Annotated in this window: 16 protein-coding genes; 8 read left to right on the top strand and 8 right to left on the bottom strand. The window is 72.8% G+C overall.

Annotated features, from left to right (window positions below):
* Positions 1-43: 43 nt before the first annotated feature.
* On the top strand, positions 44-658 hold the full coding sequence (locus OG556_RS34155) for a sulfotransferase family protein (RefSeq protein WP_331742933.1): 615 nt from the start codon (positions 44-46) through the stop codon (positions 656-658).
* On the opposite strand, the gene OG556_RS34160 is transcribed toward OG556_RS34155, so the two are convergent.
* Both OG556_RS34160 and OG556_RS34165 read right to left on the bottom strand, forming a co-directional pair.
* Complete coding sequence (locus OG556_RS34160) at positions 655-1461, bottom strand: class I SAM-dependent methyltransferase (RefSeq protein ID WP_331742936.1); 807 nt, start codon at positions 1459-1461, stop codon at positions 655-657. The two genes, OG556_RS34155 and OG556_RS34160, sit on opposite strands and share 4 nt — an antisense overlap.
* Positions 1442-3478 carry a DUF2264 domain-containing protein gene (locus tag OG556_RS34165; protein WP_331742939.1) on the bottom strand — a complete coding sequence of 679 codons (2037 nt, stop codon included), beginning with the start codon at positions 3476-3478 and terminating at the stop codon, positions 1442-1444. The genes OG556_RS34160 and OG556_RS34165 overlap by 20 nt, the downstream gene beginning before the upstream one ends.
* A gap of 177 nt (positions 3479-3655) precedes the next feature.
* Between OG556_RS34165 and OG556_RS34170 the strand changes: the two genes are divergently transcribed.
* From OG556_RS34170 to OG556_RS34195, 6 genes are all read left to right on the top strand, one after another.
* Positions 3656-4528 (top strand): SDR family oxidoreductase, encoded by an 873-nt coding sequence (locus OG556_RS34170; protein WP_331742942.1) that lies wholly within the window; start codon positions 3656-3658, stop codon positions 4526-4528.
* The gene (locus OG556_RS34175) at positions 4525-5124 is read left to right on the top strand and encodes a non-canonical purine NTP pyrophosphatase (protein ID WP_331742946.1); all 600 of its coding nucleotides are present in this window, start codon (positions 4525-4527) and stop codon (positions 5122-5124) included. Before OG556_RS34170 ends, OG556_RS34175 begins: the two co-directional genes overlap by 4 nt.
* Positions 5109-7472, top strand: a complete 2364-nt coding sequence (locus OG556_RS34180) for an MBL fold metallo-hydrolase (RefSeq protein ID WP_331742948.1) — start codon at positions 5109-5111, stop codon at positions 7470-7472. The genes OG556_RS34175 and OG556_RS34180 overlap by 16 nt, the downstream gene beginning before the upstream one ends.
* A gap of 62 nt (positions 7473-7534) precedes the next feature.
* Positions 7535-8725: a deoxynucleoside kinase gene (locus OG556_RS34185; protein ID WP_331742950.1), complete on the top strand. Its 1191-nt coding sequence runs from the start codon at positions 7535-7537 to the stop codon at positions 8723-8725.
* Positions 8706-9740 (top strand): GTP 3',8-cyclase MoaA, encoded by a 1035-nt coding sequence (gene moaA, locus OG556_RS34190; protein ID WP_331742953.1) that lies wholly within the window; start codon positions 8706-8708, stop codon positions 9738-9740. The genes OG556_RS34185 and moaA overlap by 20 nt, the downstream gene beginning before the upstream one ends.
* Positions 9741-9745: 5 nt before the next feature.
* On the top strand, positions 9746-10819 hold the full coding sequence (locus tag OG556_RS34195) for a glycosyltransferase (protein WP_331742956.1): 1074 nt from the start codon (positions 9746-9748) through the stop codon (positions 10817-10819).
* 99 nt (positions 10820-10918) lie between these two features.
* On the opposite strand, the gene OG556_RS34200 is transcribed toward OG556_RS34195, so the two are convergent.
* Positions 10919-11995, bottom strand: a complete 1077-nt coding sequence (locus OG556_RS34200; RefSeq protein WP_331742959.1) for a hypothetical protein — start codon at positions 11993-11995, stop codon at positions 10919-10921.
* A gap of 198 nt (positions 11996-12193) precedes the next feature.
* Positions 12194-12913: a helix-turn-helix domain-containing protein gene (locus tag OG556_RS34205; RefSeq protein WP_331742962.1), complete on the bottom strand. Its 720-nt coding sequence runs from the start codon at positions 12911-12913 to the stop codon at positions 12194-12196.
* Between the two features lie 266 nt (positions 12914-13179).
* On the opposite strand from OG556_RS34205, the gene OG556_RS34210 reads away from it, so the two are divergent.
* Positions 13180-14394 (top strand): serine hydrolase domain-containing protein, encoded by a 1215-nt coding sequence (locus tag OG556_RS34210; protein ID WP_331742965.1) that lies wholly within the window; start codon positions 13180-13182, stop codon positions 14392-14394.
* 106 nt (positions 14395-14500) lie between these two features.
* Here OG556_RS34210 and OG556_RS34215 read toward each other — a convergent pair whose 3' ends face one another.
* The 4 genes from OG556_RS34215 to OG556_RS34230 are packed head-to-tail and all read right to left on the bottom strand — an operon-like array spanning position 14501 to position 17973.
* Positions 14501-15697 (bottom strand): ABC transporter permease, encoded by a 1197-nt coding sequence (locus OG556_RS34215; RefSeq protein ID WP_331742968.1) that lies wholly within the window; start codon positions 15695-15697, stop codon positions 14501-14503.
* Positions 15694-16404 (bottom strand): ABC transporter ATP-binding protein, encoded by a 711-nt coding sequence (locus OG556_RS34220; RefSeq protein WP_331742971.1) that lies wholly within the window; start codon positions 16402-16404, stop codon positions 15694-15696. The genes OG556_RS34215 and OG556_RS34220 overlap by 4 nt, the downstream gene beginning before the upstream one ends.
* A complete protein-coding gene (locus OG556_RS34225) occupies positions 16401-17492 on the bottom strand; it encodes a peptidoglycan-binding protein (protein ID WP_331742974.1) in 1092 nt (363 codons plus the stop codon). The genes OG556_RS34220 and OG556_RS34225 overlap by 4 nt, the downstream gene beginning before the upstream one ends.
* Positions 17482-17973: a hypothetical protein gene (locus OG556_RS34230; protein WP_371523064.1), complete on the bottom strand. Its 492-nt coding sequence runs from the start codon at positions 17971-17973 to the stop codon at positions 17482-17484. Before OG556_RS34230 ends, OG556_RS34225 begins: the two co-directional genes overlap by 11 nt.
* Between the last annotated feature and the right edge of the window lie 149 nt (positions 17974-18122).

The following is an 18122-nucleotide window of genomic DNA, read 5'->3' on the forward strand; positions in this document are numbered from 1 at the left end:
CGTGCCCCGCACCTCGGAGGATGCCGCGTCGTTGGGTACCTGTGTGAGCGAATCCTCAACTCCGCCGGTCCCCTCCGGGCGCGGCTGCGGCCTCCCGTACCCGCCGAAGGTCTTCGGCGTCGGTCTGACGCGCACGGGCACGCGCTCCCTGACCGCGGCCCTGGGCGTCCTGGGGTTCGACGTCGTCCACTACCCGGTCGACCGGGCCACCTACCGGACGTTGCTGGCCGGCAGTGCGCGGTTCCCGCTGCTCGAATCGCACGACGGCATCACCGACATCACCGTCGTGCCGTACTACCAGGATCTCGACCTCGCCTGGCCGGGCAGCAAGTTCGTGCTGACCGTCCGTGAGGAGGAGGGCTGGCTGCGGTCCTGCCGGGCGCACTGGGAACGGCCCCTGCCGGAGGAGGCCGTCCGGAGTGAGGTCCACCTCGAACTGCAGCGCTTCCTGAGGTCCGCGGTGTACGGCTGCCACGCGTTCCACGCGGAGCGGTTCCGCGGGGTGCACCGGCGGCATGTCGCCGGAGTGACCGGGTACTTCGCGGGTCGGGAGGACGATCTGCTCGTCCTGGACGTCGTCGGGGGCGAGGGGTACGAACGGCTCGCCCCCTTCCTCGGCGTGCCGGTCCCGGAGGGGCCATTTCCGCACGTCAACTAGCCGGGGCGGGGAGCTCGGTGCCGCCGCGTCGCGGTCAGTGCCTCGGTGCGGACGGTCTGTTCGAAGCGGCCGTTCGGGCCGAGGTCGGCCAGCGCCGTCCGTAGGTCCCGTTCGAAGGCGTCCTTGCGGCCGCCGAGCCGGGCGGGGGTGAAGGAGGAGTGCGAGAACTGGAGGCCGACGACCTCGTCGAGGGTGCGGTCGATGCGGTACGTCCAGTGCTCGGCCGTGACGCGGGGGAAGGGGGAGCGTCGAAGGATCTCACGGTTGGGCTCTTGCGGTTCCGGGCGGGAGCCGTCGTCTCCGCCGCCGGGGTGCGTGCGGTACCGCTCCCGCACCCCGTCCACGGCACGGGACCACTCCGTTTCGGATGGAGTCGTGGCGACGAGGACCACACCGCCCTGGGGGTTGACGAGGCCGTCGAGGTCGGCGAGCACCTGCTCGCGGGACATCCAGTGGAACGATCTGCCCATGACGCAGAGGTCCAGCGGAGGAATGCCCAGCGCGCGCAGGTCCGAGGAGCCTCCTCGCTTCCACTGGATGTTGTCGACGTTCTGCCGTTCGGCGATCGTCGCGCCTGCTTCGAGCATGCCCGGTTCCGGGTCCACGGCGATGACGCGGGCGACCAGCCGGGACAGCGGGAGGGCCAGGGTGCCGGGCCCGCATCCGAGGTCGAGGGCCGTCTGGGTCCCGTTCAGCTCGAACTTCTCGGTGAGGTGGTCGTAGAGTCCCCGCGGGTAGCGGGGCTGGTAGCGGGCGTAGTGCGGCGCTCCCGAGGTGAAGATCTCATGCGGGGTGGGCGACACGCGGACCTCCGACGACCGGTTGCGGTGTGCCGGGTCTGACCAGCCATGACGCGCGGCCCTGGAGGTCCAGGCGCACGGTGAGGCCGTCGACGCTCACCGAGAGCCCCGGGGGGAGCGCCTCGTGGGCGGGATCCGCGCCGTTCGCGGTGAGCAGGACGACGGACACGTGGATCGATTCCCGCAGCGGTGCCGTCGTCGGGCCCGGGGAGACGGCGGGGACGGCGGGGACGCCGGGGGCGGTCGAGCAGTACGGTACGGCCGAATGCGTTCCGAAGGCGTTCGAGCCGTACCCGTGTCGGACGTGCGCTCCGGTCCATCCGTGCAGTCCGGCGATGGCGCTGACGAGCCCGTCGCCGCGTCGCACGGTGGCGCGGGTGCCACTGGTGTCGGCGCGGAGCGGGTCCTGATCGGCGAGCGCGTAGCCGCCTTCACGGACCGTGTAGCCGGCGGGGGCGGCCACCCGGTGGATCCGCACCTCCCGTGCGCCGATCACGATGGACACGCTGTCGATGCGGCAGGCGGCCGGAAGCTCGTCGTCGTCCATCCGGGGCCGGTGCCAGGACGCGGCGTAGCCGTCGGTGACGGCGACGCGGTGGATGCGCTCGCGCCGGGAGACCTGCCCGCTCGGCGAGACGAGGGCGATGTGGTTGTCGAGGCGCTGCTCCCCCGCGGCTGCGCCGACCTCGGGGCCGGTCCGCGTGGAGTAGGCGAGCTTCGCGTAGTGCGGATCGTCGCGGCGCGTACCGGGCGGTGGGGTCAGGTAGTGGCTCCCGTGGTTGAGCAGCCGGACCAGGCCGTCCTCGCGGGTGGCCTGGACGAGGAAGCCGGGCACCGGGAGCGCCGTCGCGTGGCCGGCCCGCTCGACCGGCAGGTCTTCCTCGGGGGCCGTCCAGACGGGGTGGTCCGCAGGGAGCAGCAGGCCCAGGAATCCCTTGCTCGCGGCGTACGGCGAGCCGGGGCCGCTGTAGGCCTGGGCCGAGGGCCGGAACGCCCCGTACCAGCCCAGCGGCAGCAGCCCCCGCTCGTCGGGCGCCCCGTTGCGCACGAAGTGGCGCAGCGTCGTGCTCGCGAGTCGGCGGGTGAGCCCGGGTGGCAGCGGCGTCGCGTCCTCCAGGGCTCCGAGCCACACCGGGGCGAGGCAGGCGAACCGGTAGGAGAGCGAGCGCCCGTGGTGCACGGGCGCCCCGTCGGCGCCGAAGAGGTGGACGTACTGGGCGAGGAACGCGTGCAGGCGTTGCCGGTAGACGGTGGCGCGTGCGACGCCCCGGGGGCCGGCCATCCGGCTCCAGAGCAGCGTGTAGTGGTGGAAGCCCCAGGCGTTGTAGTAGTCGAAGCGTTCTCCGGCCTCGTACGTCCGGTCCCCCTGGCGGACCGCGCCGTCGCTGTCGTCGCGGTAGTCGCTGCGCCGGGTCGGGCCGTCCTGGTACCAGCCGTCGCCCCGGTACCACTCGTCGGCGCGGTCCAGCCCCGCCTCGATCCCGGTGCGGTCGTCGAGGGCGCCCAGGGACGCGAGGAACTCCTCCACGACGACCTGGAAGAGCACGTGGTTGTTGTCGCGGGTGCGGCAACCGACCACCGGGGAGAGCCAGTCGACGAGTCGGCCCTGCGTCGTCGGGGCCAGCCGGTCCCAGAGCCAGGGCCGGGACAGGTGCAGCCCGACGGCGATGGACGCCGCCTCCACGATCTGCTGGGAGCAGTCGGTGATCTGCGGCCAGGCCTCGGGGCCGCCCCGGCGGGTGCCCGCGGCCAGCCCCAGCGCCCAGCGCTCGGTGCGGTTGGCCGGGTCCGCGCCCTCGGCGCCGGCGAGTCGGACGGCGAGGAGGAGGAAGGCGCGGGCGAAGCCCTCGAGCCCGTCGACGTCCGGGCCGGACCAGCTCGGCGCGCCGGGTGGCCGCACCGCGGCCCCCTGCGGGCGGGTGAAGGGCAGCAGGGCGTCCAGCAGGCGGTCGGCGACGGCCTCCCAATGGGCTCGCGTCCAGCCGGTGTGCGGCGACAGTCGGCGGTCCTCGGGAGGCACCGGGAATCCGGTCGTTTCAGGCGGGTGCAAGGGCGCTCCTCCGGCTGGCGACGGGTCGGGGGATCGGAGAAGGGGACACACTGGGTTGCGGTGCGTATCACCACGTGCACCATAAGTCACAGGTAGGTGGTTCGTCCGAAGACTGATCGCCGTCGCTCCGAACCGAGGAGGCGGGACATGGCGCCCGACCCCGACCCCGCAAGGACCCCCTCCCCACCTCATCGGAGCCTCGCCGACACGGCCTGCGTGATCACCGGAAGCGCATCGGGCATCGGTCGCGCCGTGGCCCACGCCTTCGTCGCCGCGGGAGCCCACGCCGTCCTGGTGGACCGGGATTCCGACGGGCTGCGCCGCGTCGCCGCCGAACTCGGCCCGGCGGCCTCCGTGGTGGTGGGCGACATCTCACGGCACCCGGACTGCCTGGAGGCCGCGCGGGCGGCCGGAGCAACAGGCCTGCCGGTCCGCTCGCTCGTCAACTGCGCGGCGAGCTTCCTGGCCCTCGGCGAGGGCGCCGGGCCGACGGACTGGGACCGGAGCCTGGGAGTGAACGTCAAGGGCAGCGCCATGATGACGTCGGCCCTGGCACCCCTGCTGCGCGCGGCGCGAGGAGCCTCGGTGGTCAACGTCGCCTCGGTCTCGGGACACATCGCCCAGCCCCACCAGTGGACCTACAGCGCGGGCAAGGGAGCGCTGCTCGCGCTGACCCGCTGCCAGGCGCTCGACCTCGCCGACGACGGCATCCGGGTCAACAGCGTTTCACCGGGCCTGATCTGGACTCCGGAGACCGACCGGATGACCGGTGGCGACCGGGCACGCTGGGGCCCCGTGCTCGGCGACCACCACATCCTGCGGCGCGTGGGGCAGCCGGAGGAGGTCGCGGCCGTCGTGCTGTTCCTCTGCGGGCCCGGCGCGTCGTTCGTCACCGGCGCCGATCTACCGGTCGACGGCGGCTACCTGGCCATGGGCCACAGCAGGTCGGAGCCCGAAGTGCTGCCGGGGCGCAGGGGCAGCCGGACACACCCCCGGCAAGCGGACGGGACACGCGCATGATGCACGCCGTACTGGCGACCGCCAATCCCCGCAAGGCCGCCGAGATCGTCGAACTGCTCGACGGGGTCCTGGAGTTGCTGCCCAGACCCATGTGGCTCCCCGACGTCGTCGAGGACGGGACGACCGTCGAGGAGAACGCCTACCTCAAGGCCTCCGCGGTGGCCCTCGCGACCCGCCTGCCCGCGGTGGCCGACGACACCGTGATGGAGGTGGACGCCCTCGGACGCGCTCCCGGCCTGTTCTCGGCCCGCTACGCCGGCGAGGGCGCGGACGACACCGCGAACGTGGCCAAGGTGCTCGCCGAGATGGCGGGCGTCACCGCACCGGGCCGGGGGGCCCGGGTGCGCACCGTGGCGCTGCTCTGCTACCCGGACGGACGGCGGGTGGTCAGCGAAGGGGTCGCCCGGGGCTGGATCACCGAAAGCCCGCTCGGCGACCGCGGATTCGGCTACGACACCGTGTTCGTGCCCGACGAGGGCGACGGACGCACGCTCGGCCAGATGACCGCCGACGAGAAGGCCCGACTGTACTGCCGAGGACGGGCGTTCCGCGCCCTGGCCACCTCCCTGAGGAGCGCGGCATGCCAGTCGCGCTAGAACTCGGCGGACACGCGACGCTCCTGATCCGGGCGGACGACTTCACCCTGCTCTGCGACCCCCACCTACACGACAGCTACCGCGGCGGCCTCCTCGGCTTCGCCCCGGCCCGAAGCGTCCTGCCGCGCGCGCTGCCCCGGCCCGACGCGGTGTGGATCTCCCACTCCCACCGCGACCACTTCGACCCCGCCTCCCTGGCCCGGCTCGACCGGACGCTGCCGGTCCTGCACCCCGACGACCCGAGGATCGCGCACGCCCTTCGCCGACTCGGCTTCCGCGACACCGTCGTGGTGCGCGACTGGACGGCGTTCAGCCCGTGCCGCGGCGTCGAACTGACCTGGACGCCCTCGACCATGGCCGTCCCCGAACACGGACTCTCGGTCCGCACCCGGGACGCCTTCGTCTGGCACATGGTCGACAGCCTGGTCACACCCGCGTGGGTGCGACGACTGCTCACCGACGGACCACCCCCGGACGTCCTGCTGGCTCCCTGCCAACCGATCGAGGAGACCCGCAGCGTGGAGGGCGTCCCACCCGGAACGGGCCCGGACTGGTCCGACCCGCTGACGGCGCTGATGGCACAGGTCCGTCCCGCACACGTGGTCCCGCTGCCGGAAGGGCAGTACGGACTGGGCGACGCGGCCTGGCTCAACGGGCACAAGTTCCCCGTACCGCCCCGCCTCGTCGACCAGGCACTGCGCGTGGACGACCCGGACCGCCGGGTGCTGCGCCCCGGCCCGGGAGACCGGCTCACCGTGGCGGGAGGGACCGTGCGCTGGGAGGAGTCCGCCGTGGACTGGGTGCGGGCCACCGACGAGCCGCGCGACCGCAGCTACCGCCCGGGAAGCTGGATCGGCCGGCTGGCCGCGGGCCCCGCCCCCGCGGCCGAGGACGGCCACGACGGAGCTGCCGCCGCACTGGACCGGCTGCTCCCCGCGTCCGCAGGAGCGGAGGGACGGTCCGGCGAGGTCGAGGTGCCAGGCCTCCCCGACCTCGCCGCGGCCGCCCGGGGCCGGCTGCGCACCACCGCCTACCGCTTCGTCGCGGTGGGCGCCGACGCGGAACCCCTGGCGGAGCGGACGGTACGGCTGGGCGCCGACGGCACGCTGTGCACCCTGCCGCCGGAGAGCGTGCCGGACGTCGAGACGGCCCTCTCCGCCAGCGACCTGGACGACCTGCTCGACGGGCCTCTGGGCTACTCCGCGGCGCAGTACGGAGGGCGGCTGCGCGAGGTACGGCCCGGTCCGGCGGCCGATCCGGACCCCGGCCCGGCCGTCGTCACCAGCCGTCACGACCCGATCCCCGCCACCGGGCCGGTGATGCTGTCGGGCATCGGGCTGTTCGCCCTCCTGCTGCGCGCCCGGCTCGGTTCGGCGCTGGTGGAACTGGACCGCGAGCTCGACGCCTGGCTCCAGGGCCGTCCGGTGCGTCCGCCCTCGGCGCCGCGGGCCCGTACCGCTCCCCCGCTCCTCCGGTCGCAGCCGCGCTCCGGACCGCAGCCGGCTCGGTTCTGGCCGCGCATCGCCCACTGCCTGGCCCGAGGCGAGGACCCGTCCCTCGCGTCCGGGACGTTCACCGACGCGGGCCGCACCCACTACCTCGGTGTGCTCGGGCGCGGCGAATGGCCCGCCCCCGCGTCCGGGCCGGACGACGGCGTGGGGCTGCTCGTGCTGGCGAGCCTGCTGGACGCCCAGCCCCACCTCGGCGGCGGGGTGCGGTTCCCGGACTCCTCCTACCGGCAGCTGCTGGCGAACATCGAGCGCTCCCCCGTCCGCCGGTGGCGGGTACCGGCGGTGCTTCCCCCGGGGGTGCGGGTGCCCCGATGGCGTGCGGCCTCGCTGTTCCCCGTCCCGGCCGACCGGCTCCGTGCCGACCTGGCCCGCCGGGGCTGGGACGGCGAGCTGCTCGACCCGGTCGGTCCCGACCCGGCCGTGACCAGGGGAGCCGAGCGCTGCTGGTGGCTCGGCGTGCCCCCGCTGGAGGAGGCGTCCGACGGCCCACGGACCCTGGTCCTCCAGGAGTCGCCCGGGTGCCGACTCCACGGCCTGGTCGAGGCGGACGGCGGGCCGGAGCAGCGGAACACCGACGACACGACGGTGGGTCAGCCCGAGTTCCGGGTGCGGGCGGCGTTTCCCTGCCCGCTGCCGCCGCACGACGCCCTCCTGCGGGCGCTGCTCAGCGGTGACGTGCGCTTCTCCTGGCTGCTGCCACCCCGGGAAACCGTGCGGAAGGCGGGACGGGCCGTGGATCCGGTCGCCTTCGCGGAGCGGGTGGCCCTGCTCGCCCTGGCGGAACTGGCCCGCCGGGCGTACGTGAAGGCCAGGCTGCCGCCGGCCTGCGCCGCCTGACCCCGCCCGATCCCCGGCTTACCCGCCTTCCCCGGCTTCCCCGATCGACCGCGAGGACCGCGATGCTCACCGAACCACCGCCCCGGCACCGCCCGGAGCACCTCCGCGCCGCATGCGTCATCCTCGACGAGCAGGACCGGGTCCTGCTCACCGAACCGCGGTCGACCGACGAGCGGGCCGGCCTGCCCTGGGCCGTCGTGCCACCGGGAACCACGGCTCGGAAGGTCGCGGCGGACGTGGCCCGCCACGCCTGCCGACAACGCGTGACCGCGGCCCGTCTGCACTACCTGACCGAACTCCACCTCCCGCCCGGCCCCCGCGGGGAAGCGCCCTACGACGTGCGGGTGTTCGCCCACCGGTGCGCGGGCACCGCCCGGCGCACCACACCCGGACCGGGGCTCCGCTGGAGCCCGCCGGAGACCGTCACCGGGGAGGGTGTCGAACTCGATCCGCATTCCGCGTACTGCCTCGGCGAGCTGCGGCTGTCCCACCTGACCACCGCCACGGACGGGGAGGGCCGGACCACCGCCGAGATCGAGGACGAGGCACGACGGCTGATCGATCCGGTCCCCGCCCTGTGGCGCAAGGACGGAGCGGCCCGCGTGGTGGTCATCGGCCCGCCCGCCGTCGGCAAGAGCACCCTGCTGAAGCGGCACACCGCCCGCGCCCCGGAGACCGAGCACGTACGGGACGTCGTCCCGGTGAGCCGGGGCCGGGACCGGGGGCCGGACAACTACCTGACCCGCTACCTGCGCGGCGACGACGCCTCGGGGTTCTTCTGCCAGATGGAGACCCTGCTCCTGCGGGTGCTGCAGAACCTCCGCACCGGCGAGACGGGCGTCATGGACCAGGACGTGCACAGCGCGCTGGCCTACGCCAAGGCGCTCCGGCTGAGCGGCGCCCTGAGCGCCCAGCAGTACGAGACGTACTACCGCTACCACCACCTGATCACCTCCGCGCTGCCACCACCCGACGCGGTGGTGCACCTGACCGCCCGTACCGACGTGCTGATGCGCCGGCTCCGCCGCCGCAACCGCGTCCTGGAGCGCTCGTTCACCAGCTCCTACGTGTCCCTGGTGGCCCAGTGCTTCGAGGACGTGGCCGAGGAGCTCGCCCCGCGGATCCCCGTCCACCGCCTCGACACCTCCGACATGAACCCCGACCAGGTGCTGGCGCGCTTCGAGGAACTGCTCCCGGTGCGCACCGGCTCCGCCAAGCGAAGGAGCGACCGACATGACCGAGCCCAAGGTTGACTGGCGCAATCCGGGACCCGCCCCGACCGGCGGCCCGCTCATCGACACGTTCGGCCGGATCGGCGGCGACCTGCGCATCTCCGTGATCGACAAGTGCAACCTGCGCTGCACCTACTGCATGCCGGCCGAAGGGCTGCCCTGGCTGGAGAAGGAGGAGCTCCTGACCGTCGACGAGATCGACCGGCTCGCCCGGCTCTTCCACTCCCTCGGGGTGCGCGACTTCAAGATCACCGGCGGGGAGCCGACCGTCCGCCGGGAACTGCCCGAGATCGTGGCCCGCGTGTGCGCGCTGGAGGGGGTGGACGTCTCCATCACCACCAACGGGCTGCTGCTGGACCGCCTGGCCCAGCCCCTGCGGGAAGCGGGGCTCCGCCGCATCACGGTGTCCTGCGACTCCCTGATGAGGCACCGCTACGCCGAGATGACCCGTCGGGACGCCTTCGACAAGGTGACCGCGGGTCTGGAGGCGGCCCGCGAGGCGGGATTCGACCCGATCAAGATCAACTGTGTGGTGATCCGCGGCACCAACGACGACGAGGCCGTCGACTTCGCCCGCCTGGCGCGGGAAGGCGGCTACGACGTGCGCTTCATCGAGTACATGCCGCTGGACGCCGAGCGGACCTGGGAGCGGGAGAAGGTGGTCCCGGCCGCGGAGACGCTGACGGCGGTCTCCGCCGCCTACGACCTGGTCCCCGTCACCCAGGACGCGCCGCAGCCGGCCACCTCCTTCCGCTTCGCCGACGGAGCGCCCGGGGTCCTGGGCTTCATCCCCTCGGTGACGAAGCCCTTCTGCGACAGCTGCAACCGCATGCGGACCACCGCGGAAGGAGCCTTCCGCGTCTGCCTGTTCGCGCTGGAGGAGACCGACCTGCGCACCGCGCTCCGCACGGGCGCCGACGACACCGAACTGGAACGGCTGGTCCGCGAGGCGATGTGGCGCAAGTGGCCCGGACACAAGATCAACCACCCCGACTTCGTCCGGCCCGACCGCAGCATGTCCATGATCGGCGGCTGAACGCCGTGAACGGCCGCGTGGTCTCCTTCACCTGGGGCCGAGGGCTGGGCCACGTCTCCCGCCAGATCGCCGTGCACAGCGAACTGCGCGGCCTGGGCTGGGACTCCCTGCTGCTGACCGAACGGGCCCAACGGCTGATCGACGACTACGGATTCACCCAGACCGTCCTGCCCACCGACGCCGACAGCCTGGTCGGCGAGGCACTGCACGGGACCGGTCCCGCGGTGGACCACGGTCTCGCCCGGGCCATGGTCACCCGGGTGCTGCGACGCGACGACGTGGTCCTGCACGACGTGACGGTGCAGCGGGAACTGTACGACCAAGCCGCCCGACTGGGCTGCCCCCAGTTCCTGGTGCACCGCTTCCAGCGCAACCGCCCCGACCCACCGGACTGGGTCTCCCGCCACACGCCCGCCATCGGCACCATCTACCTGCTGGGCGAGCCGGGACGGGAGGAGACCGCCCACGGGGTGCGCGTGCTGGGCGTGCCCCACGTCGTCCGACCGCTGCTCGACGACCGCTCGCCCTGGCCCGAGGACACCCGGGCCCTGCGGATCGCGGTGGTGGCCGGTGGCGGTGGGCACGACGACGCGCCCGGATTCCTCACGGCCGCGCTGCACGGCATCCGCGAGTTCGCGCGCCGCCGACATGCCCCCGCCGACGTCGACGTCCTGGTGCTCACCGGCCCGCACTTCGACGGAGCCGTCCTCGTGCCGCCCGGCATGCCCGGGCCGGTGCGGGTCCGCCCGTACCTGGGGCCCGCCTACGACGTGTACTGGCATGCCGACGCCGCGATCACCCACGCCGGGTACAACACCGTGCAGGAACTGGTCCGCTCCCGCGTACCGGCCGTGGCCGTGCCCGGTGTCCGCGACTTCGACGACCAGCGCGTCCACCTGAAGGCTGCGGCCTGCCCGACCATGGTGGTGGCCGCTGCCGAGGAGCACGCCATCGCCAGCGCTCTGGCCGAGGCCCTGAAGGGCCCGGCCGGGACGCGGAGCCGGCCGGTCACACCACCGGCCCGGGCAGCGAACGGCGCTGCCCGGATCGCCCTCGACCTCGTCGCCTCCACCCCCTGAGGCGGCCGAGTCCCTGAGGCGGCCGGGCCGGAGAGCGTCTTCAGCGGCTCGTGATCGCCGTCGCGCCAGTGGCACGGCGATCAGTCGGATTCAGTCGGATCAGGAGTCCCAGTTGCACTTGTGCTTCCACACCTCGGTGGCGCTGGTGATACGCGACCAGGGAATGTCCGGACGCCAGGACTCAAGGTCCCAGGTGTCGCCGCCCAGGCGCCCCTTGATCGGAATGTCGAAGGACCACAGCGCGTGGCACCACATCTGCTTGCCGATCGAGTTCGCCTTGTCCTGGGCTTCCAGCCCCTTGGGATAGGGGGCGAGGCTCCACACCTCGTCCCACAGCTTCTTGAAGTTGGCCGCGGCGACGTTGGAGTCGTCGCTGTTGGCCCTGGGCTCCTTGTAGCCGGCGGCCGTCGGCCTGATCTCGACCAGCTTCTTGTCGCTGTTCTCGAACTTGTACACCTTCGTGTACTCGACCCAGGGGGTGGAGCGGACCATGTTCGTGTACGAGGTGCATTCGCTGGCGCACACCTTGCCGTCGCCCGGGTTCCACGACAGCGTGTAGCCCTTGCTGAACTGCTGGCGGATCTCGACCGAGTTCAGGACCTGGGTCTCGTCGCCGGCCGGATAGCCGAACGAGCCGTCCTCCCAGCCGTACTCGCTCCACAGCTGGCCGATCCGGCCGACCACGGCGTGCACGCCGTTGGACACGGTGGGATGCCAGTAGTAGGTGCCGCCCTCGAACTGCTGCCGCTTCCCCCGGTTGTCGGGGTTGGTGAGCTCGTCGGTGAGGGGGTAGCCGAGCTTTCCCCTCTCCCAGCCGGAGGCGGCCCACTTGTCACGGATCAGGCCCCACACGGGGTGCGCACCGGTCGTCGGCGTCCAGTAGATCGACCCGCCGTGGAAGACCGTGAACCGTCCACGCCCGTCAGGGGTGATGCCCTCCCCACTGGTGGGACAGCCCAACGGCGAGTCCTGCCCGCCCATGCTCCGGTACTTCTCGAGGATCGCGCCCTTGACCAGTTGCCCACAGATCCACTCGTCGTCGGCGGCGGCGGCCGGCCGCGCCTGGAGCCCGAGGCCGCCGACCAGCGCGACCGCCGCCAGCGCCGCCCTCGACCAGGTACGCGTGGCATGCCGCGAAGGGGAGTTGTCGACGTGGCCAGAGAGCTGTCGGCGCATTGGATCTCCTAGGGGCAGCCTGGTCCGACTGATGCACTGTCAACGAACCTTAGTTTCCGATGGACAGATCACTCTCAAGGATCATCTCGATTGACTCGATATCGACGGTCGAAAGCGGGCCTCGCAGGTACTTGCCGGTCGGGGGGTTGAACGGGCTCTGCGCGCCGCCGATCGTGTCGAAGGTCTGTCGTCGGGCGGTCAGGACGGGGCCGGGCCGCGCTCCTCGTGCCACTGCCGGACGGACCGCACGATGTCCTGGCCGATCCGTTCCAGCAGCGCGGACGCGTCGTCCATCCGGGCGCCTGCGGGGGTGGCGGGTCCGAGCAACTCGGCGCCGTGGCGGGTGATCCCGGCGAGCATCGCGTTGCGTTCGGCACTGGCCAGCAGCGCGCGGTACCAGATGTCGCCGTCGATGACGTACCGCTCGCGGCGCCGCCGGTCGTCGCGTTCCCGGCGGACCAGCGCCTGCCCCTCCAGGTAGCCGATCGCCTTGGAGACGGCGGCCGGACTGACCCCCAGCCGCTGCACCAGGTCGCCGGAGGTCAGGCTGCCCTCGTCGGTGACGTAGAGGCAGCCGAGCACCCGGGCCACCATCCGGGGCATGCCGAGGTGAACCAGCAACTCGGCCAGCCGGTCGGCGAATTCGCCGACGGCGGCCGGGTCCCGGTCGACGCCGCCGGGAGCCGGGATGCTCGGGCGCGGGGAGGGTGCGGAGCGGCTGCGGCGGGAACGCTGGACGGTCGCACGCTGGGCGCGCTCGGCCTGGTAGCCGGACGGGCCGCCGTTGCGGGCGATCTCGCGGGTGACGGTCGAGGTCGGCCGGCCGAGGCCGCGGGCGATCGCGCCGTAACCGAGCCCCTCGGCCAGGCCGGTGGCGATCCGGCGGCGGTCCTGCTGGGTCAGTCGACCTCCGGGCATCCGTCCTCGCCCCTCGTCCTCTCGGGTTCCTTGCGCGGGCTCCTTGCGCGGCTCCTCGCGATGGTCAGGAAAGTATCCACCCGATGCCCGCATTGTTGCAATGGGAGCGCCCAGGTGTTGCATTCACTGGCAGTCACATTGCAAGGATATCTGTCAACTGACCTGCTGTGATGTGGAACCGGCCACGGAGTTGATGTTGACGGTGTCGTGAATTCGCGGGAGCTTTCTCCCCGTCAACGGGAAACACCGCCGAAGGGGAACACGCCATGAGGACCACCGCCCGCGCCGCCGTCACCGCCCTGCTCACCGGGGCCGTGCTCGCCGCCACCGTCACCACCGCCGCACCGGTGTTCGCCGACCAGGCCACCGGGCAGGCGGGGCAGGCCGGGCAGCGGGACCGCCACCCGGGCGTGCAGGCCTTGCTCGCCCGGGGCGTGACGACCGGTGGTCTCCCCGGCGCGGTCGCCGAGGTTCGGAACGGGCACCACCGCTGGTTCGGCGACGCGGGCGTCGCCGACATCACCACCGGGCGGCCCCGCCAGGAGCAGGACCGGTTCCGGATCGGCAGCACCACCAAGACCTTCGTCTCCACCGTCGTGCTCCAGCTCGCCGCCGAGGGCCGGCTGAGCCTGGACGACAGCGTGGAGCACTGGCTGCCCGGCGTCCTCGACGCCCCCGGCTACCAGCCCGACCGGATCACCGTCCGGCAGCTGCTCAACCACACCAGCGGGGTCCCCAACTTCGCCATGGACGACGAGATCGGGAAGGAGTTCTGGCACGAGCCCTTCCTGCAGCACCGCTTCGACGATTTCACCCCCGAGCGGCTCGTCGGCATCGCCCGCGCCCACCGACCCGACTTCGCCCCCGGCACCGGCTGGACGTACTCCGACACCAACTACGTCCTCGCCGGGATGATCGTCGAACGGGCCTCCGGCAGCACCCTGGCCCAGCAGATCCGGCAGCGCATCACCGCCCCGCTCGGCCTCACCAGCACCTACGAGCCCGCCTCCGACGACGTCACCCTCCACGGACCGCACGGGCGGGCGTACTCCCACCTCGGGTACACCGACCCGAACACTCCGGACCACGACGTGACCGAGCTGAGCCCGTCCTGGGGCTGGGCGTCCGGCGACATGATCTCCACCACCCGCGACCTCAACACCTTCTTCGCCGCCCTGCTGGGCGGACGACTGCTGCCGCCGGCCCAGCAGCAGGAGATGTTCACGATGGTCCAGACCCCGGCGGACAAGTGGATCAAGGACACCGCCTACGGCCTGGGCATCAGCTCCGTCAACCTGCCCTGCACCACCGTCTGGGGCATGGGCGGCGCCATCAACGGCTCGTGGACCTACACCTACGGCAGCCGGGACGGCCGCCACCTGCTCTCCACCAACGTCAACGGGGACTGGCTGAACGGCGGCAGCGGGCCGATCGACCTGTTCACCGACGAGCTGAAGGCGGAGTTCTGCCCTGGCTCCTGATCCGTCGGCCGGCCAGGTCCGGCCGATCGTGCCGGGCACGCGACGCGCCCCCAGCCTTCGACCGGGGGCGCCGCGAGGTGATCCGCCGAGATCGACCGGGCAGGACCTAGCCGGCGTGGAGGGCCAGCGTCGGGGAGAGCCGGGAGGCCCGGACGGCCGGGTAGAGGCCTGCGACCGTGCCGATGAGCAGGGTGGCGGCGAAGCCCCCGGTGACGGCCCACAGGGGGACCACCCAGGGCAGGCCGCCCGAGGCGGCGAAGGCGTAGGTGGCGGCCGCGCCCAGGGCCACGCCGGCCAGCCCGCCCAGTCCGGAGAGCAGGAGGGACTCCGTCACGAACTGGAGGCGGATCTGGCCCCTGGTGGCTCCCAGGGAGCGGCGCAGTCCGATCTCGTGGCGCCTCTCCAGCACTGAGATGATCATCGTGTTGGCGACCCCGACGCCGCCGACCAGGAGCGCCACCCCGCCCAGTCCGAGCAGGAGGTCGGTGAACGCCCCCTCGGTGGCGGCCTTGGCCTGGAGTGCCGAGGAGGGGTCGGTGACCTGCACGTTGTGCGGGTTCTGCGGGTCGACGGTGCGGGGGATCAGTGCGCGGACGGCGCCGACCGTCTGGTCCGTCGACCGTTCGTAGATCTGGGTCGGGTGGCCGTCGAAGCCCAGCAGCGTGCCAGCGCCCTCCCAGCCGACCAGGGCGGCCCGTTCGATCTCGGGGGCCAGCGGCAGCGGGTCCAGGATGCCGATGACGGTGAAGTACCGGCCGCCGATGTAGACCTGCTGGCCCGGGGCGGTGATGCCCAGGCGCTGGGCCGCGACGTGTCCGAGCACCGTCGAGGGGTAGCGCCCGTTGGCCTCGTTGAGCCAGGTGCCCGAGCCGACCGCGCCGCGCACGACGTCCAGCAGTCCTTCGGTGGCGGCCTTCACGGTGAGGCCGCCGGTCTCGCCGTCGGGGATCTTCTCACTGCGTCTGACGGACTGCGCCAGGTCCCCGGTCGCGCCGACCTGCTCGACCCCGGGGACGCGGCTCACCATGCCGACCGACTCCTCGGGCAGCTTCACCTTCTCGCCGAACAGCCCCTGCCCAGGGGAGGCCACCAGCAGGTTGGTGCCCAACTGGTCGAGCTGGCGCAGGAGTTGCGCCTTGCTGGAGGAGGAGATGCCGACCACCGCGATCATGGTGGCGATGCCGATGGCGATGCCCAGCGCGGACAGCACCACCCGCAGCGGCCGGGTGCGCAGGCCGGCCGAGCCGACGTGGAGGACGTCGCGGGGGCCGAGCCGGGCCGGGGCCAGCCGGGTGCGGCTCATCGCTCCCCACCCCGATCGGCCGGGGCGGCGGCGCCGGTGCGCAGGTCCGCCACGACGCGGCCGTCGCGGATGCGGACCTGGCGCGGCAGGCTGTCGGCGATCTCGCCGTCGTGGGTGATCACCGCGATGGTGGCGCCCTCGGCGTTGAGGTCGTACAGCAGCTCCATCACCGCCTCGCTCGACGCGGAGTCCAGCGCGCCGGTCGGCTCGTCGGCCAGCAGCAGGTCCGGCTCGCCGACCACCGCCCGGGCGATGGCCACCCGCTGGCGCTGGCCGCCCGACAGCTCGTGCGGCCGGTGGTGCATCCGGTCCGCGAGCCCGACCCGCTCCAGGGCCACGGCCGCGCGCCTGCGGCGCTGGGCGCGCGGCAGGCCCGAGTAGAGCAGGCCCTCGGCGACGTTGTCCCGGGCGCTGACCCCGGCCACCAGGTGGAAGGACTGGAAGACGAAGCCGATGTGCCGGGCGCGCAGCGCGGAGAGCCTGCGGTCCGACAGGGCGGCGACGTCGTGGCCCGCCAGGGTGACGGATCCGGCACTGGGCCGGTCCAGGGTGCCGACGATGTGCAGCAGGGTGGACTTGCCCGACCCCGAGGGGCCGACGATGGCGAGCAGTTCGCCGCGTTCGATGCGCAGGTCCACCCCGTGCAGCGCCGTGACCCCGCCCGGGTACTCCTTGGCGACCTGGTTCAACTCGACCACAGTGCTCATGACTTGGGCACCCCGACCTTCATTCCCTCGGCCAGGCCGCTCCCGCTGACCTCGACCCGGCCCTGTCCGAACATGCCGAGCTCGACCGGGATTTCGCGCACCTTCCCGTCCTCCACGATCTGGATGCCGAAGCCGCCGCCGGACAGCGCGAGCAGCGCGTTGACCGGTACGGTCAGCACGTCCTTGCGGACCTCGCCTTCGAGCTCGACGGTGACGGGCGCCTGGTCGAAGCCCTCCGCCTGCCCCGGGTCGTCGAAGACCACCCGGGCGGTGATCTTGGCGGGCTTGTCCTGGGAACCCTGCTCCTTGCCGTCCTCACCGATGGTGCGGTCGACGGAGGCGACCTTGCCCTTGGCCCTGCCACCGCCGGGCAGGTCGACCTCGACCCGGGTACCGGGCTTGGCGAGGTCGGCCCGGGAGACCTCGATCTTGATCTGCACCTGCCGTTCGGAGCCGGTGGCGGTGAGGACCGGCTTGCCGGGAGCGGCCTGGTCGCCGACGGCCGCGTCGTTCTTCTTGATCCGCACCGCGGCGGGCGAGAAGGCGATCTGCTCGGGGCCGATCTCGCCGCTCTGGGTCAGGCCGTGGGCCTTCTGCCAGCGCTTGACCGCCTCCGCCGTACCGGCGGTGAACTTCTCGTCCGCGGCCAGCCCCTTGCCGTAGCCCAGGTCGCGGAGGTTCTCCTTCAGCTGCCTGACGTCCGGCCCCTCGTCTCCGGTCTTCAGCGTCCGGTACATCGGGCGCTCGCCGACCATGAGCCGGACCTTCCGGCCGTCGACCTCGTAGAGGACCCCGTCGCGTTTCACCACCGCCCCGGCCTCCGGGACCCAGGTGAGGGTGCCCGGCACACCGGCGTTGATCCGACGCTCCTCGGCGTAGCCGAGGGTCCCGTCCACCCGGGTCCGGCTGCTCAGGTCCTGGCGTTCCACCGAGCCCGTGCTCGGCGGCAGCCCGTCCGTGCGGGCCACGCCGGCGCTGCCGGCGCCTCCGGTCTGCGAGAGGGCCGTGACCCCGCCCGCGAGCGTGACCGAGGTGGCCAGCACGGCGATCAGGTACGTCCGGCGGCTGCGCCCGCGCTCACTGCGCATTCTGACCACTGCACGCCTTGTTCGCCTGGTCGAACTTGTCCTTCTCGGCGCCCTCCGGGACCTTCATCGCCGATCCCGACATCGCCGAGTCGCCGTCGAACTTCGGGTCCGGCATGTCCACACCGTTACCGCGCATGCACCGGGCGAATTCGAGGGCCCTGTCCTTGTCGGCCTGCGACATCTTCGCGCCACCCGCGCCACCGGCTCCCCCGCAGGCCTTGAGGGCCTCCCCCATCTTGTCCTGGCCGCCCTCCAGGACCATGGCCCGCGGGTCCTGGCCCGGCTCGGGCTCCTTCACCTCGGCGCCGTGTTCGCGCAGGCACTTGCGGTGCTCGTAGGCCTGGTCCGCCGCCGCGCCCTGGCCCGACGAGTCCGAGCCGCCGCCCCCGCCGGAGCCCGTGACGCCTCCACCACAGGCCGTGACGAACAGCGCGATCCCCGCCACCAGCGCGGCCGCCGCGCCGTACCTGTGGTTCCGCATGTGGTTCCGCATGGAATTCCTCCGTGTCCGATGACGAGTGGCCGACCGCTTCGGCCACTTCGACCACGCAGAGGCTGGCACGCACCCGCATTTCGCCGCTGTCAGCCGAGACCTTTACGGCGACGAAAGGTGGCTTTCAGGTACACCTG

This window comes from Kitasatospora sp. NBC_01300 (genome assembly GCF_041435235.1).
In the GTDB taxonomy this organism is placed as follows: Bacteria; Actinomycetota; Actinomycetes; order Streptomycetales; family Streptomycetaceae; genus Kitasatospora.

What these genes read in the sequence shown, in the direction of transcription:
- OG556_RS34200 (WP_331742959.1), bottom strand. Translation starts at nt 11,995, where the DNA reads ATGCGCCGACAGCTCTCTGGCCACGTCGACAACTCCCCTTCGCGGCAT.
- OG556_RS34180 (WP_331742948.1), top strand. Translation starts at nt 5,109, where the DNA reads ATGCCAGTCGCGCTAGAACTCGGCGGACACGCGACGCTCCTGATCCGG.
- OG556_RS34230 (WP_371523064.1), bottom strand. Translation starts at nt 17,973, where the DNA reads ATGCGGAACCACAGGTACGGCGCGGCGGCCGCGCTGGTGGCGGGGATC.
- OG556_RS34210 (WP_331742965.1), top strand. Translation starts at nt 13,180, where the DNA reads ATGAGGACCACCGCCCGCGCCGCCGTCACCGCCCTGCTCACCGGGGCC.
- OG556_RS34220 (WP_331742971.1), bottom strand. Translation starts at nt 16,404, where the DNA reads ATGAGCACTGTGGTCGAGTTGAACCAGGTCGCCAAGGAGTACCCGGGC.
- OG556_RS34205 (WP_331742962.1), bottom strand. Translation starts at nt 12,913, where the DNA reads ATGCCCGGAGGTCGACTGACCCAGCAGGACCGCCGCCGGATCGCCACC.
- moaA (WP_331742953.1), top strand. Translation starts at nt 8,706, where the DNA reads ATGACCGAGCCCAAGGTTGACTGGCGCAATCCGGGACCCGCCCCGACC.
- OG556_RS34215 (WP_331742968.1), bottom strand. Translation starts at nt 15,697, where the DNA reads ATGAGCCGCACCCGGCTGGCCCCGGCCCGGCTCGGCCCCCGCGACGTC.
- OG556_RS34185 (WP_331742950.1), top strand. Translation starts at nt 7,535, where the DNA reads ATGCTCACCGAACCACCGCCCCGGCACCGCCCGGAGCACCTCCGCGCC.
- OG556_RS34175 (WP_331742946.1), top strand. Translation starts at nt 4,525, where the DNA reads ATGATGCACGCCGTACTGGCGACCGCCAATCCCCGCAAGGCCGCCGAG.
- OG556_RS34225 (WP_331742974.1), bottom strand. Translation starts at nt 17,492, where the DNA reads ATGCGCAGTGAGCGCGGGCGCAGCCGCCGGACGTACCTGATCGCCGTG.
- OG556_RS34170 (WP_331742942.1), top strand. Translation starts at nt 3,656, where the DNA reads ATGGCGCCCGACCCCGACCCCGCAAGGACCCCCTCCCCACCTCATCGG.